Source organism: Dyadobacter sp. CY261 (assembly GCF_021440085.1).
Taxonomy (GTDB): domain Bacteria; phylum Bacteroidota; class Bacteroidia; order Cytophagales; family Spirosomataceae; genus Dyadobacter.
Window position 1 is genome coordinate 450,907 of the sequence record NZ_JAKCPW010000004.1, and the last position, 15,146, is coordinate 466,052.

The window sequence follows — 15,146 nt, forward strand, 5'->3', positions numbered from 1 at the left end:
CTGGTCGGATTAGATTTCTTGCAATAATTCTCTCGGATCGGTCACTACGCCGGTTACAGCGGCAGCCGCAGCCACCAATGGGCTGGCAAGGAGTGTTCTTGCACCCGGGCCCTGACGACCTTCGAAGTTACGGTTGGAGGTACTTACCGCATATTTCCCTGCCGGAATCTTGTCATCGTTCATCGCAAGACAAGCCGAGCAACCAGGCTGACGCAGTTCGAAACCGGCGTCGGTCAGGATATCCAAAATCCCTTCTTCCTTGATTTGTGCTTCTACAATGTGCGACCCCGGAACGATCCAGGCCGTCACATTATCAGCCTTTTTGCGGCCTTTGATAATAGAAGCGAATGCACGGAAGTCCTCGATACGGCCATTGGTACAGCTGCCGATGAAAACGTAATCGATCTTTTTACCCAGCATACTCTCATTTTCATGAAAGCCCATGTAATTGAGTGACTTATCATAAGTAGCTTTACCACCTTCCACCTGATCCGAAGTTGGAATTGCTTTCGTAATTCCCTGACCCATTCCCGGGTTAGTACCGTAAGTGATCATTGGTTCGATGTCCGCTGCGTCGAAGTTGTATTCTTTATCAAAAACAGCGCCTTCGTCCGTTTTCAGCGTCTTCCAGTAAGCAAGCGCTTTGTCCCATTTCTCACCCTTCGGAGCCTGCTCGCGGCCATTGATATAGGCAAATGTAGTTTCGTCGGGAGCGATCATACCACCGCGTGCACCCATTTCGATACTCATATTGCAGACCGTCATACGGCCTTCCATGCTCATATTCTTGAACACATCACCAGCATATTCCACGAAATAACCCGTGGCGCCGGCAGTGGTGAGTTTGGAAATGATATAAAGCGTCACGTCTTTTGGCGTAACTCCTCTTCCCAGCTTACCATTCACATTGACACGCATTTTCTTCGGTTTCGGCTGCATGATGCATTGCGAAGAAAGCACCATCTCCACTTCCGAAGTACCGATACCAAACGCAATCGCACCAAATGCACCGTGGGTAGAAGTGTGCGAATCACCGCAAACGATCGTCATACCTGGGAGTGTAATACCGCTTTCAGGTCCAACTACGTGCACAATCCCGTTGCGGGCATGCCCCAAACCCCAGTGCGAGATGCCATATTTCGCTGCATTCGATTCAAGGGCTTTCAACTGGTTGGCAGAAAGTGGATCTGCTACCGGAAGGTGTTGATTGATAGTCGGGGTATTGTGGTCGGCCGTGGCGAAAGTGCGCTCGGGATACATCACGCCGATATTGCGGCTTTCGAGTCCGAGAAACGCAACAGGGCTGGTTACCTCGTGGATAAAATGGCGGTCGATGAAGAACACATCCGGACCATCCTCGATTTTACGGACAACGTGCGCATCCCACACTTTGTCGAAAAGGGTACTCGCTTGATTACTCATTTTGATAAAATTAAAATTTCGCCTCGTCTGCATTACTCCAAAGAAACGACTGACAATCAGGTCATTTCTTTAAAGGAATATCGACAATACAAATTACCGCAAATTCAAACGAATAAGTATAACGGTAAAGGTTCAAAAAGTAGTGATTTTGGTTTGAGAAGACCCTTTGAGCGGAAATCTTTATTGGAAAGTATCCGGCTCCATCATCGGCTCCTGGCGATTGTCCCAGAAGAACAGAACGTGTATTTGCTTACCTGCGACTTCATAAAAGAATGAGCAGTTCTTATTAATCCAGCCCTTACGAACGTTTGGATTCTCGCGGGTTGCTTTGAAGATAAAGGGAGTGATACTTATCGTATTTAAGATATGAATTACCTTATGGTTGAATTGCTTAGCAACTTTCTCACCAAACCTTAGTGTAATTTGGTCGTAAATAGCATCGAATGTTTCGACTGCTCTCGGTGCCAATATCACTTCATAGCTCACTATCTCGTTTCCTGTTTTTAAATTCGTTCAAAGTGATATAACGACCAGCTTGTATCTCCTCTCTCCCAGTCTGAATCCCTTTCAAAACATGTTCCGGCAGCTCTTCATCTCTGTCAAACGCAACTTCCATTGCTTCCAGAAAAGCAATCACGGCCCTTTCCTGGTCCTTTGTTGGATATATGTGAATAGCTTCCATGCGCAGTCGGTAGTTCGTGTAAACAAATATAGCAATTTAGCCGTATCAAGACAGCTATCACCCCTGCCGCTTAGGCGTCGTCCCGTATTTTTCTTTATAAGTCTTGATAAAGTGAGAAACACTTTCGTAACCGATCTCCGTGCTGATTTCCGAGACGTTTTTGGTGCTGTTTCTTAGCAGGAAATCCGCGTAATCGAGGCGCTTGTTTTTTAGCCACAATGCGGGCGAGGTGTTGAATTCGTCTTGAAAATCCCTTTTGAAGGCGGAAAGGCTCCGGCCGGACAGGCGTGCCAGTTCGTTCAATGTCAGCGGTTTCAGGTAGTAGCTATTCATTAAAAACGGTAGATCGACCTTTTCGCCTTTATATAAACTATATAAAATCCCCCGCAGTTGGTGTGAATTATCCAGCTCCATCAAATGCAGCAGCAGTTCCTGGAATTTCAGGCGCAGAAAATGGTTCTTCAACTCGGTACGCGATCGGAAATAGGGGAACACCGATTGGATGAATTTTTCGAAATTATCGTCGGACTTCAATAGCAGAATCGGGTTTTCGAAAAGTCCGGCACCGTTCTGCACATTAAAAAGTTCTGGATGAAGGCCTACGAATTCTTTCAGAAGCTTTTCATCGAAAAAGAAAACGAGGCTTTTGTAGGCTTCATGAATGGATTCCGACATGAGGTAGAACCCGCGCTGAACAAACAGAATGTCACCTTTATCAACGTGTACTTCTTGTGTCGGGCTTGTAAATTTCTTTTCGCCTTCGAGCACCACAATCACCGCATGCTCTTCAAAAAACACGTCGTATTTGGAAGGATACACCTCATTGCGATACGCCACAAAGGTCATATCCTGAATTTTCAGGGACTCAAATTCCTGCGAGCTGATGTCGGATGGTACGCGGAGCATTTTCTTGCAGATTATGTTATTGTCTGCTTTTGAAAAACTGGTTAAGATTCAGGTAGTAGCTCAAATTCACGCGTGGATTATTAAAAAACGGGACATCGTTAAAAACTGAGCCTATATTCGCAAAATGCGTTATTTCCAGGCTTAGCTTTCGCCGATACGAAATACCTGCATGCGGTCCAAAAGTCGCCGAACGCCAGTTATCCGCAGGAAAACTGTATTCGAAACCTAGGTTCGGACGAATGTTGCCGAATCCGAAATAGCTTCCAATGCTGAGCTCCATCGTATTCAGATTTACCTTCTCACCAAATGGATAATGGTATACTTCTTTCTCAGAAACACCTCGCATTGTTGAAAAAAGAATCTTGAAATAACGGTTATGAAATCGCCTCGGCAAATTAATTCTCAAACCGACTCCAAATGTTGGCGTTGTCCGCAAATTAATTCCTGTCTCTTTCCAGCCTTCTACCCCACCCATCACATAGGCATCGATCTCCATTTCCGATTCGGAGGAATCCTTTTTCCTTCGTTTTGCCACGTCAGACAATCCGTTATACCGGTCTACGTAATTCCCGAGATCCATTGCTGAATAGCGGCGGACCGGACCTTTATCGGTGCCGTCAGACAGTAATGCTGGCAGCTGTCGCTCATATTCATCGTATTGAATGAGATATTTTCTTCCACGGATCAATCTGTAAAAAGGATAATATAGCAGTTCAGTCAACTTTCCATCCTTTTCAAGAAAAAAATGTGATTTCTCTGTCAAATCAAGATATTCTAGCAAAGTTGCTTTGGGGCCCGACGTTACTTCCCGCAAATAAACGGTTAGAGAATCCTTTGCTTCGAAAGAAGGCGCTATATCGTATGTTTTGCTAGGGTCAATATTGAGTATCCCAATTTTCTTACTAACGTAATTCTCTTTCAATGATGTAATAAAAAATCGTCCTGCTAAATCAGGACCTATCTTCTCGAATGGCCCATTTTCCGCCTGCGAAAAATCGATTGCCATGGGGCTGGATTCCCAGCTATCGTAGCGAATAAACCCTTTGATCGAATCCCCTTTGGGAGAAATCACAACCCCTTCTAATACTCTTCCCTGACCAAATCCCTGCAATGAAGACAAGCTGGCAATAATGGTGCAGATGATCCAATGGCCAATTCTGTTTTGTAAAAGCAAAGACATTTAAATGATAGAGATAAACTTAAACCATAAACTGAAACAAATCCGGCTGATCATTCAGATACTCATAAACCACCCGGTTTGCATCCATTCGTTCGATCAGCGGATCAAAATCTTCCCGATTCTTTAATTCAATCCCAACCAAAGCAGGCCCTTGTTCGCGGTTGGTTTTCTTTACATACTCAAAACGGGCAATATCATCATTCGGCCCGAGCACATTCAGGAATTCGCGAAATGCACCAGAACGCTGCGGGAAGCGGATAATGAAATAGTGCTTCAACCCTTCATAGAGCAAGGAGCGCTCTTTGATTTCTTCTGTGCGTGTGATGTCGTTATTGCCTCCACTGATGAGTGCGACTACATTTTTACCCTTAATATCTTCGCGGATCAGGTCCAATGCAGCTACTGTTAATGCGCCGGCCGGTTCGGCAACGATTGCTTCTTCATTGTAAAGCTGCAAAATAGAGGAGCAGACTTTCCCCTCCGGTACGAGCAGGATTTGGTTCAAACTCTTGCTACACACTTCGAATGTAAGGTCGCCTGCACGTTTTACGGCGGCTCCGTCGACGAATTTATCAATATTTTCCAAAGTCACCACATGCCCTTCCTGAATGGATCTGTGCATGGTCGGCGAGCCTTCCGGTTCTACGCCTATGAGTTGTGTTTTGGGCGAAAGTTGTTTAAAAACCGTTGAAATCCCCGATGCCAGCCCGCCGCCACCGATCGCCATTAACAAGAAATCGATCTTGAAATCAGCATCCTTGAAAATTTCCAGACCAACTGTTCCCTGGCCCTCGATCACCTGCAAATCATCGAATGGATGCACGAAAACGGCATTCGTGCTGTCCCGGTAAATCATTGAAGCATGGTAGGCATCGTCATAAGTATCTCCTACCAAATGGATTTCAATCCATTCCTGGCCAAACAACCTTACTTGCTTTACTTTTTGCGCCGGCGTGGTGGTAGGCATGAAAATAGCCCCTTTTACTTCCATTTTCCGACAAGCATAGGCAACGCCTTGCGCATGGTTGCCGGCGCTCGCACACACGATCCCACCCGCAAGGGCCTCCGCACTCATGCTTGCCATTTTGTTGTAAGCTCCCCGGATCTTATAGGAGCGAACGGTTTGTAAATCTTCCCTTTTGAGGTAAATGTTGGCCCCATATTGTTCGGAAAGGTGTGCGTTATAAAAAATCGGTGTGTGGTTGATCACGCCGCGCAGGCGCTCAGCAGCGAGGAAGATATTGTCTAATGTCGGGAGTGAATGGGTGGTGGTCATGAGTATTAATGAAAAGAGCTTTGCTGTTTGCAAAGCTCCATTTTTATCAATAGCCCCGGACTTAAGTCCGGGGCAAAGAATTAGCTACGTTCCGGACGGAGACCGCGTACAGTGGAACCTGCCTGCCACATTTCTGACTCGCGGAGTTCTGCCAGTTCTTCTTCCAGTTTCACGCGATAATCAGGTTGTGAGTTGCGGGTGATGGAGATTGTAGCTTGCTCGCCGCTTTTTACAGAGTTGTAAAGTTGTTCGAAAACAGGCTTGGTAGCGTCACGGAAAGGTTTCCACCAATCCAATGCACCACGCTGCGCCGTAGTAGAGCAGTTGGCATACATCCAGTCCATTCCGTTTTCAGCAACCAATGGCATCAACGACTGCGTCAATTCTTCCACTGTTTCGTTGAATGCTTCTGACGGCGTGTGGCCGTTTGAACGCAACACTTCATATTGTGCAGCAAAAATACCCTGGATAGCACCCATCAAAGTTCCGCGCTCGCCGGTAAGGTCAGACGTTACTTCACGGTAGAAATCAGTTTCGAACAGGTAACCTGAACCTACTCCGATACCCATTGCGATACATTTTTCACGCGCTTTGCCAGTTGCATCCTGGAATACCGCGAAAGAAGAGTTCAAGCCTTTTCCTTCTACGAACAAACGGCGCAGTGATGTTCCCGATCCTTTTGGTGCAACGAGGTACACATCTACATCAGCAGGAGGAACAATGCCAGTCTGATCTTTATAAGTTACACCGAAGCCGTGTGAGAAATACAGTGATTTTCCGGCAGTAAGGTGTTTCTTCACAGTCGGCCAAAGTTCGATCTGAGCAGCGTCAGAAAGAAGATAGCAAATGATGGTTCCTTTTGAAAGCGCTTCTTCAATGTCGAAAAGCGTTTCGCCCGGCACCCATCCGTCAGCAACGGCTTTGTCCCAGGACTTACCACCTTTACGCTGACCAACGATTACATTGAAACCGTTGTCACGCATGTTCAAGCTTTGGCCTGGGCCTTGTACGCCGTAACCAATTACAGCGATAGTTTCAGTAGAAAGTACTTCACGTGCTTTTTCAAGTGGAAATTCTTCACGGGTTACTACTTCTTCTTCGACCCCGCCGAAATTTAATTTTGCCATTGATTATTGATTGGATTATTGATTTACTACGAATTAAAAAGCAATACTACTAAAAGTTGACCGACTATTGATAATACTCCCACTCGGCCTCCGGCAGATAATCTACCAGTGTCTGAGGCGATTTGCTAACCGCCACACGGCCCGAGCGGACGAATTCGAGGATTTCGTGTGGTTTGATATAGTCGAAAAATTCGAAGATCTCCTCTTCGGTACCGGTCTTTTGGATGATCACGTAAGTAAGGTGCCAGTAAACCACCCAGGCTTTATAAACCTTGTTGATCGTCTCGATATCGAGGGGTTTCGCACCGATAGGCGTCGACACCTTGAACAACGCGATCTCGTTGTAGGCAATGTCTTCATTGAGATAACCAAAAACGGCGAGCACTTCAATGATCTTCCGGATCTGGCGGACCAGCTTTTCTACCGACTCGCGTGACTCGCTACGGATGACAATCGTGAAGCGGGAAATACCCTTACGCTCAGTCTCCGAAACGGTGAGACTTTCGATATTGATCCTTCTACGGGTGAAAATCGTCGTGATCTTGTTGAGAATACCGATTGAATTCTCCGTAAAGACACAAATGGTGTATGATGTCATAGTTTCTTCCTCTTTTATATTATTCCAAACGGATATCGGCTACGCAAGCGCCCGTCGGCACCATCGGGAACACGTTTTCTTCTTTTTCAACCAATACTTCCAGCAGGTAAGGCTTGTCGGAAGCGAGCATTTTGTCCAGTGACGCATGCAGGTCTTCACGCTGTGCGCAGGTATGGCCATCGATGCCGAAACCTTTGGCTATCGTAATAAAATCAGGGTTTTGCAGCTCCACGAACGAATAGCGTTTCTGGTGGAAAAGCTGTTGCCACTGGCGTACCATTCCGAGGAAGTTGTTATTCAAAATGATAATCTTCACCGGCAGACCGCTTTGGGCGATGGTACCAAGCTCCTGAATGGTCATCTGAAAGCAACCGTCGCCAATAATAGCCACTACTTCACGATCCGGCGCAGCCACTTTGGCTCCGAATGATGCCGGCAATGCATAACCCATTGTTCCCAAACCACCTGAAGTAATGAACGAGCTCGGTTTTTTAAACTGATAATAACGCGCAGTCATCATCTGGTGCTGGCCTACATCCGCCACAATCACGGCTTCGCCTTTGGTTTTATCGGAGAGCGTGCGGATAACTTCCGCCATTTTGATCTTCTCGGTCGTTGGCGCGAGTTCCGGCTGCGTAATTTTCAGGTCTTCAATCGCGTCGTATTTCTTGAATTCCGCTTTCCAGGCCTCGTGATTGTTTTGATTCACCAATGGAAGCAGCAATTCCAATGCTCTTTTGGCATCCCCTACTACCGGAGCGTCCGCTTTCACGATCTTGTCAATTTCCGCCGGATCAATTTCGATGTGAATGACCTTTGCCTGTTTCGCATAGCGGCTCAAATCACCAGTTACGCGGTCGTCGAAACGCATTCCGACGGCGATAATGAGGTCGCATTGATTAGTCAGCACGTTGGTACCATAGTTTCCGTGCATTCCGAGCCAGCCCACATAATTAGGATGGTCAACAGATATCGAAGAAAGCCCAAGCAACGTTGAAGCGACCGGAATGTCTGTTTTTTCAACGAATCGGATCAATTCCTGCTCTGCACCAGCAATCTGCACGCCATGCCCTACAAACAGGAACGGGCGTTTCGACTGATTGATCAGCTTCGCCGCTGCCGCCAGTTGCTCGTCTTTCGGGGAAATACGGGGGTGGTAGCTCAGTAATGTTTCAATTTTCTTATGTACAAAAGGCTTCGTCATCAGTTTTTGCTGCGCGTCCTTTGTAATGTCGATCAGTACAGGCCCCGGCCGACCGGATTTGGCAATATAAAAAGCCTTCGCAATGATCTCCGGAATTTCATCGGCATTGGTCACCTGGTAGTTCCATTTCGTAATCGGAATGGTAATCCCCATGACGTCCGTTTCCTGAAATGCATCCGTACCGAGTAAATGCGAGGCAACCTGACCGATAATGCAGACCATCGGCGTAGAGTCGATGATCGCATCTGCGATGCCTGTTACCAGGTTGGTAGCACCGGGACCCGACGTTACGAGACAAACCCCCACTTCACCCGAAATGCGGGCAAAACCCTCGGCTGCATGGGCAGCACCCTGCTCGTGGCGCACGAGAATGTGATGGACCTGGTCCTGATAGTCATAAATCGCATCGTACACCGGCATAATCGCCCCGCCCGGATATCCGAAAATGGTTTGGACCCCCTCGGCGATCAGCGACTGGATGACCGCATGCGAGCCATTGATCAGCTCCGGTTTAGCCACCGAAACCACCGGTTCCGAAGCCTGAATTGTTGCAGTTTGATTTTCATTAAATCCCATGACTCTATATTTATTTAGTCGGATGAATTTTCAAGATTCTCAATGTCATTTATATCTCTCGGCCTTCCTGCTGCTTCCCATGCGCCGCTTCCAATCTCTCCTTGAAGGTTTTCGGCTGCGTTTTTGCATCATGCTTTTCAGTCTGCGAATGCGTCCCGGCATGGAAGGCCGTTCTATCCAATTTGAATTTCCCTTCCGACATAATGTTCAATGTTTACGCTTCGTCAGTCACGCAGCCTTCGCTGGCTGATTTCACGGTTCTGATATATCTTCCCAGCATTCCTTTGGTAAAGCGTGGCTCGGGTTGTACCCAGGCTGCTTTGCGGGTGGCCAGTTCTTCGTCGGAAATGTGCAATGTCAGTTGGCGGGTGTTGGCGTCGATACTGATGCGGTCGCCGTCTTTCACCAATGCGATCGGTCCGCCTTCGAATGCTTCCGGCGTAATGTGGCCCACCACGAAACCGTGGGTACCGCCCGAGAAACGGCCATCGGTGATCAATGCGATTTTATCGCCCAGTCCCGCTCCCATTACTGCGGAAGTTGGTTTCAGCATTTCCGACATGCCCGGACCGCCTTTCGGACCCGCATTACGGATTACCACCACGTGGCCTGCTTTGATTTCACCTTTGGAAAGCATGTCGATAATCTCCGATTCGTGCTCGCATACTTTCGCTTCGCCATCGAAGGTCAGACCTTCTTTACCAGTAATTTTGGCTACCGAACCATTCGGGGCGAGGTTACCGTAAAGGATCTGAATGTGTCCCGAGGATTTGATCGGCGTTTCGATCGGGAACACCATTTTCTGGGTTTCAAAATTTAAATCCGGTATTTCTGCAAGGTTTTCAGCCACTGTTTTACCAGTTACCGTGATGCAATCTCCGTGGATCAGCCCTTTGGAATACAAATATTTGGTAACAGCTGGTACACCACCGATTTCCAGGATGTCCTCCATGAAATATTTACCGCTCGGTTTCAAATCGGCGATAAACGGTGTGCGGTCCGAAATCGCCTGGATGTCGTCCAATGTCAGAGGAAGTCCGGCTGAGCGGGCGATTGCCAGGTAATGCAATGCCGCATTGGTGGAGCCGCCGAGTGCCATTACCACCGTCAGCGCGTTTTCCAGCGACTTTTTAGTAATAATATCTTTTGGGGTAATATTCAGTTCGAGCAAGTTCTTCATTGCCGCGCCGATCTTCTTACATTCTTCCTGCTTGCCTTCGTGCGTGGCGGGGTAGGAGCTGCTGAATGGCAAACTGAACCCCATTGCCTCGATAGAGGAAGCCATGGTGTTAGCCGTGTACATACCGCCGCAAGCACCCTGGCCAGGGATCGAGTTCTGGATTATTCCTTTATAGTCTTCGTCGGAAATATTGTTGGCGAACTTCTTACCTAATGCTTCAAATGCCGAAACGATGTCGAGTTTTTGTCCTTTATAATGTCCGGAACGGATCGTTCCACCATATACCATGATGGCAGGACGGTCGAGACGTGCCATGGCCATAATGGCGCCAGGCATGTTTTTGTCACAACCGACCACGGCGATTACGCCGTCGTACCATTGCGCAGCAACAACCGTTTCAATGGAATCCGCGATAATGTCACGGCTTGGCAGCGAGTAACGCATGCCGTCGTTACCGTTGGTCATACCGTCCGAAACGCCGATCGTATTGAAAATCAGGCCCACCATGTCGTTAGCCGTCACACCTTGCTTTACGTATACCGATAAGCCGTTGAGGTGCATGTTGCAAGGGTTACCTTCATAACCTGTGCTCGCAATTCCGATTTGAGGTTTAACAAAATCTTCTTCCTTTAACCCGATTCCGTAGAGCATTGCCTGCGCGGCCGGGTTGGTTACTTCCTGGGTAAGGGTCTTTGAAAATCTGTTTAATTCTGTCGCCATGGTGAATGATTGTAATTAAAATAAAAACACCCCACTCGGTGGGTGAGTGAGGTGCCAGATATGTGCGATCATCCCACTCACGCCCAGGGCGTGACAATTAGTAGGACTAGGACGATCAATGTTAATTTCATCAGCGTAACATTTAAGTCTAGCGAATTTTCGCTGTTTCTGACTTGGTGTTACAAATTAGAAGCCATTCTTTTTATTTTCCAAACATTCAAAGCATTTTTTGTTATTAATCTATGATAAATACCAAATTTCCTCCCGGTGCTTAAAGGTTATGGGAAAACATTTAATTTTGAATTTCACAAACGACGAATGACATGATGACTACCGAATCGCCTTCCAATTATAACCATCTCGAAAAAATGAGTGTCGGCGACATTCTGACATCTATCAACCGCGAGGATCAGACAGTGCCTCATGCCGTAGAAAAGTCTATTCCGCAGATTGAAGCATTGGTGGAACAGATCGTGCCAAGGATGAAAATAGGGGGCCGGCTATTCTACATTGGTGCGGGAACGAGCGGAAGATTGGGCGTCGTGGATGCCTCGGAATGCCCTCCTACGTTTGGAGTGCCGTTCGATCTCGTGGTCGGGATTATTGCTGGCGGTGACACTGCGATCCGCAAGGCGGTGGAAAATGCGGAAGACGATTGGAATCAGGCATGGAAAGATCTGGCCGTTTACGCTCCAAATGAAAATGATACATTAATAGGCATTGCCGCCTCGGGTCGCACGCCTTATGTTATTGGCGGGTTAAACGAAGCGCGCAATGCCGGTTTGCTGACGGGCTGCGTCGTTTGCAACGATGGCTCAGCCGTGGCCAAGGCTGCCGAATATCCGGTTGAAATAGTAGTTGGCCCCGAATTTCTGACCGGAAGCACGCGGATGAAATCGGGCACAGCTCAAAAACTGGCATTGAATATGATTTCCACCTCGGTAATGATCCGCCTGGGCAAAGTGAAGGGAAACAAAATGGTCGATATGCAGCTCACCAACGAAAAACTGGTCAACCGGGCATTAAATATGATTATAGATGAACTGAATATCTCACCGAACGAGGCACAATCGCTCCTCGATAAATATGGAAGCGTTCGCGGCGCGATCGAAGCAGTGCGCAAATAGGCGTCACACCGCAAGGACGATCTTGCCGAACTGCTGCCCGGAGTCCATGTAACGAAGCGCCTGTTCGGCTTCTTCCAGCGGAAATACCTTATCGATCACCGGCACGATCTGCTTTTCAGCGATGAACTGCACCATATCCGCAAATTCCTGCTCGGTACCCATGGTGCTGCCCAGGATATTGAGCTGTTTAAAGAAGACTTTCGCAGGCACAATGTCGGTAATGTTGCCCGTGCCGCCACCGTAGAAGCAAATGCGCGCTCCGGGCGCAGCAATGTCAATCAGCTTGGCAAAGCCGGGGCCGCCTGCGCTATCGATAATCACATTGAAATAGCCTTTTTTTGGCCCGCGGGCTTTCACGAGCAGGTCGCGGAACCAGGTTGGGTTTTTGTAATTGATCCCTCCTTTCGCGCCCATTTCGATCGCCTTCTGTATTTTCTCGTCTGACCCGGATGTTACCCAAACCTCCGCCCCCGCTGCAATCGCAAACTGAAAGGCAAAAAGCGCCACACCACCGCCCGCGCCTGTCACCAGCACCCGGTCGCCTGCTTTGAACCGGCCACGTGTCATCAGCGAGCGCCATGCTGTAAGGGCGCCCAACGGCAATGAAGCCGCCTCTTCAAAAGACAAATGCGCAGGCTTTTCCGCCAGGTATCTGGCCTCGGTTTTCACATACCCTGCAAATGTCCCATTGTCGGGCAGGCCGAGGATTTTATGATCATCACCGTAAAAATCAGGATTATCACCCCAGTTTTGGGAAGGATTAATGATCACTTCCTTTCCAATCCAGCTTTTGGCTACCCCATCGCCCACCTCTGTTACAATACCCGCGCCGTCGGAACCGGGAATAATAGGCGTCGTGATCCTGGGATAAAGTCCTTTTTGTATCCAAACATCGCGGTGGTTCAGCGACGCGGCTTTTACCTCAACTAGCACTTCTCCCGGGCCTGGATTAGGCTTCTGCACATCTTCAATCACCAGCGGCTCATGAAGATTTTTTAAAATAGCGGCTTTCATAATATTGGTGTTTAAACAAAGAAATGATGAACCGGCTTGTCCTGAACGGAACCTGCCAATTCATCATTTTTAGATGACATGAACCGTTTCAGATGCTATATATCCGAATAATCGGTGGGATACAAGAAGAAGCTGGTGTTTTTTGAGACGTTGTTCTGGTACTCCGGATTTACTTTCAATTTGTTCCACTCGGCATCGTCGCTGAACGATTTCCAATGCGCATCGCGGGATGCTTTATCCTCAAAAGTAGTCATGTACATTAGGTTCGGCATGTGGCTTCCAGCGATTACCTCAGCATAGAATACTGCATTGAAACCGAGCCGTTTGAACAACGGAACTTCTCCTCCGTCGTTGAACATCTTCACCTTATTCTGGTAAATTTTCTCGGTATGGCCTTCATAGCTGCGTAATTCATACACCCGCTGGCTTTTCGGACCAGTTAGATTGGGCTTCGTAAGCATTGGCGCACTCGTAAATGCTTGCAGGACGATTGACTCAAAACGAGCATAAGGGGCGTTTTTGTAGTTCGCATCGATGTAATCTTTGCCTGCGGATGCATAGGACGCATCTTTATCCAGCGTTTTCGGCAATGCAAGAAGTTGGTCGAGGGATTTCAGCGGCGTGAGCACGTAAATCAGCTTTCCGGCTGTGGTGTCGCTGGCCACTGGTTTGAAAACACCCACATTCTTGATCCCTGCACGGTGGGCAGCGGGAACATAAGCGTCTTTCAGGAAAGCCTCTACACGAGATTCCTGCTCAGCATTTTTAAGATGGTAAATTTTGATTTCGTAAAACTCCCTTTTGGGTGGCGCAGCAACGGTGCTTAAGGCAACTGTGAGCATCAACAGGGTGAAAAGAACATTGAGGTTTCGGTAGTTAAGCATGTTGTTTAAGCATCATTTTTTAAGTGGATAACCACCTGAAAAGACCTTGCCAAACCAAGTTTACCCTATGCACCTAACCACTAATTTTTTTCGAAGTAATCAGAACTTAGGACAAGAAAGCTGACGCTTGCGTGCTTTCGGACGCTTCGGTTTCGAATCCAAAGGCGCGAACACGTAAGAAAGGGATATTTCGTGCGCGCCGCCGCTGCCAGCGCCTAAGGTAGAAATAGTAAGATCGTAGCTATAACCGATGGAGAATTTATCCTGACGGAACCCCGCGAGGAATATCAGCGACTCGTGGTTGTTGATATTCTGCTCATATTTTTTGAATGGGATTCCACGGTACCATGCCCCAAGCACAAGCGGCTCGAGGGTGACATACATACCGGCATCGAACTGATCGTATTTGCCCTGCTTTTTGTACATAATCGCAGGCGAGATTGTCTTTTCCTTGTCGATTTCATCTCCCAGGAACGTATACCCTGCAAAAGGAATGCGCAAACCGGCTTGCAAGCTCGCCTTTACGGGAAGGCGCGCTTCTGTAAGATCAGAGAATGCCTGGTTAGGGCGGTTGAGGTGGTGCGCCGAAACGCCTGCCCAATACCAATCCGAATAAAGCATAGCCCCGGCACCGAAATCCGCATAGAACACATTAGGCCCACCTTTAGCGAACGGATCCTCCGAAGGCTGCCCGGTCAATCCGCCATTATTGTATTGGTCCCCGAATGTAAGTCCGAAATAATCGAGTGTGCGTGAAGCGATTCCCCCCTGAATACCAAGCCGAAGAGAGGTAAGTTCATTAAATTGTATCTGATAAGAATATTGTAAGGCTGCCTCGGTGGATTTCAGGTTGCCCAACCCCTGGCTATCCATCGTTACCAACACACCGACACCGCTATTGAAGTTCGGCAGGAACATATCAGCGCCAATGGAAGTCGTCACAAAGTTGGCCGACAATGAAGGCCACTGATTGCGGTAATTGATGGTCGCACGTGGCGCCAGAGCCCCTCCTGCCAATGCCGGGTTCAGGTATAGAGGATTGGCGTAGAACTGCGAAAATTGCGGGTCCTGGCTCCAACCTTTCAGGCAAAGCAGTGTCAGTAAAAAAAGAGGAAGTAAACGCTTGATCATAGATTTGTTGGCTTGCCGTTATCTTGAAATACGGCCACGTTCCTGGCGCAAAAAATTTACCTGATTAATTTCACAAAATATCATCAAATTGCGTATTAATATTCAAATAAGAGTGGTTT

15 protein-coding genes are annotated in these 15,146 nt (G+C 47.8%); 1 reads left to right on the forward strand and 14 read right to left on the reverse strand.

Translation table 11 applies throughout. The annotated features are described in order from the left end of the window. Positions 1-9: 9 nt before the first annotated feature. The 11 genes from leuC to ilvD form a co-directional block, all read right to left on the reverse strand. On the reverse strand, positions 10-1,422 hold the full coding sequence (gene leuC / locus LZD49_RS14560; RefSeq protein WP_234668294.1) for a 3-isopropylmalate dehydratase large subunit: 1,413 nt from the start codon (positions 1,420-1,422) through the stop codon (positions 10-12). Between the two features lie 180 nt (positions 1,423-1,602). Further along, positions 1,603-1,908, reverse strand: a complete 306-nt coding sequence (locus LZD49_RS14565; RefSeq protein WP_234668295.1) for a type II toxin-antitoxin system RelE/ParE family toxin — start codon at positions 1,906-1,908, stop codon at positions 1,603-1,605. Further along, positions 1,898-2,104, reverse strand: coding sequence for a hypothetical protein (locus LZD49_RS14570; RefSeq protein ID WP_234668296.1), 207 nt, complete (start codon positions 2,102-2,104; stop codon positions 1,898-1,900). The genes LZD49_RS14565 and LZD49_RS14570 overlap by 11 nt, the downstream gene beginning before the upstream one ends. 57 nt (positions 2,105-2,161) lie before the next feature. After that, positions 2,162-3,010, reverse strand: coding sequence for a response regulator transcription factor (locus LZD49_RS14575; protein WP_234668297.1), 849 nt, complete (start codon positions 3,008-3,010; stop codon positions 2,162-2,164). A gap of 16 nt (positions 3,011-3,026) precedes the next feature. Continuing rightward, positions 3,027-4,190 carry a hypothetical protein gene (locus LZD49_RS14580; RefSeq protein WP_234668298.1) on the reverse strand — a complete coding sequence of 388 codons (1,164 nt, stop codon included), beginning with the start codon at positions 4,188-4,190 and terminating at the stop codon, positions 3,027-3,029. A gap of 19 nt (positions 4,191-4,209) precedes the next feature. After that, positions 4,210-5,466: a threonine ammonia-lyase gene (gene ilvA / locus LZD49_RS14585; protein ID WP_234668299.1), complete on the reverse strand. Its 1,257-nt coding sequence runs from the start codon at positions 5,464-5,466 to the stop codon at positions 4,210-4,212. 80 nt (positions 5,467-5,546) lie between these two features. Next, complete coding sequence (gene ilvC, locus LZD49_RS14590; RefSeq protein WP_234668300.1) at positions 5,547-6,593, reverse strand: ketol-acid reductoisomerase; 1,047 nt, start codon at positions 6,591-6,593, stop codon at positions 5,547-5,549. Positions 6,594-6,657: 64 nt separating this feature from the next. Next, positions 6,658-7,191: an acetolactate synthase small subunit gene (ilvN, locus tag LZD49_RS14595; protein ID WP_234668301.1), complete on the reverse strand. Its 534-nt coding sequence runs from the start codon at positions 7,189-7,191 to the stop codon at positions 6,658-6,660. A gap of 19 nt (positions 7,192-7,210) precedes the next feature. Then, complete coding sequence (gene ilvB, locus LZD49_RS14600; RefSeq protein WP_234668302.1) at positions 7,211-8,971, reverse strand: biosynthetic-type acetolactate synthase large subunit; 1,761 nt, start codon at positions 8,969-8,971, stop codon at positions 7,211-7,213. A 49-nt stretch (positions 8,972-9,020) separates the two neighbouring features. After that, positions 9,021-9,173, reverse strand: a complete 153-nt coding sequence (locus tag LZD49_RS14605; RefSeq protein WP_234668303.1) for a hypothetical protein — start codon at positions 9,171-9,173, stop codon at positions 9,021-9,023. Positions 9,174-9,185: 12 nt separating this feature from the next. Then, on the reverse strand, positions 9,186-10,871 hold the full coding sequence (ilvD, locus tag LZD49_RS14610; RefSeq protein WP_234668304.1) for a dihydroxy-acid dehydratase: 1,686 nt from the start codon (positions 10,869-10,871) through the stop codon (positions 9,186-9,188). Between the two features lie 326 nt (positions 10,872-11,197). Between ilvD and murQ the strand changes: the two genes are divergently transcribed. Further along, entirely contained in the window at positions 11,198-11,998 is an 801-nt protein-coding gene (murQ, locus tag LZD49_RS14615; protein WP_234668413.1) for an N-acetylmuramic acid 6-phosphate etherase, read from the forward strand. A gap of 3 nt (positions 11,999-12,001) precedes the next feature. On the opposite strand, the gene LZD49_RS14620 is transcribed toward murQ, so the two are convergent. The 3 genes from LZD49_RS14620 to LZD49_RS14630 form a co-directional block, all read right to left on the reverse strand. Further along, positions 12,002-13,012, reverse strand: a complete 1,011-nt coding sequence (locus LZD49_RS14620) for a zinc-binding dehydrogenase (RefSeq protein WP_234668305.1) — start codon at positions 13,010-13,012, stop codon at positions 12,002-12,004. A gap of 95 nt (positions 13,013-13,107) precedes the next feature. Further along, entirely contained in the window at positions 13,108-13,896 is a 789-nt protein-coding gene (locus tag LZD49_RS14625; RefSeq protein WP_234668306.1) for an NIPSNAP family protein, read from the reverse strand. A 99-nt stretch (positions 13,897-13,995) separates the two neighbouring features. Beyond that, positions 13,996-15,027, reverse strand: a complete 1,032-nt coding sequence (locus LZD49_RS14630) for a type IX secretion system membrane protein PorP/SprF (RefSeq protein ID WP_234668307.1) — start codon at positions 15,025-15,027, stop codon at positions 13,996-13,998. Positions 15,028-15,146 lie beyond the last annotated feature (119 nt).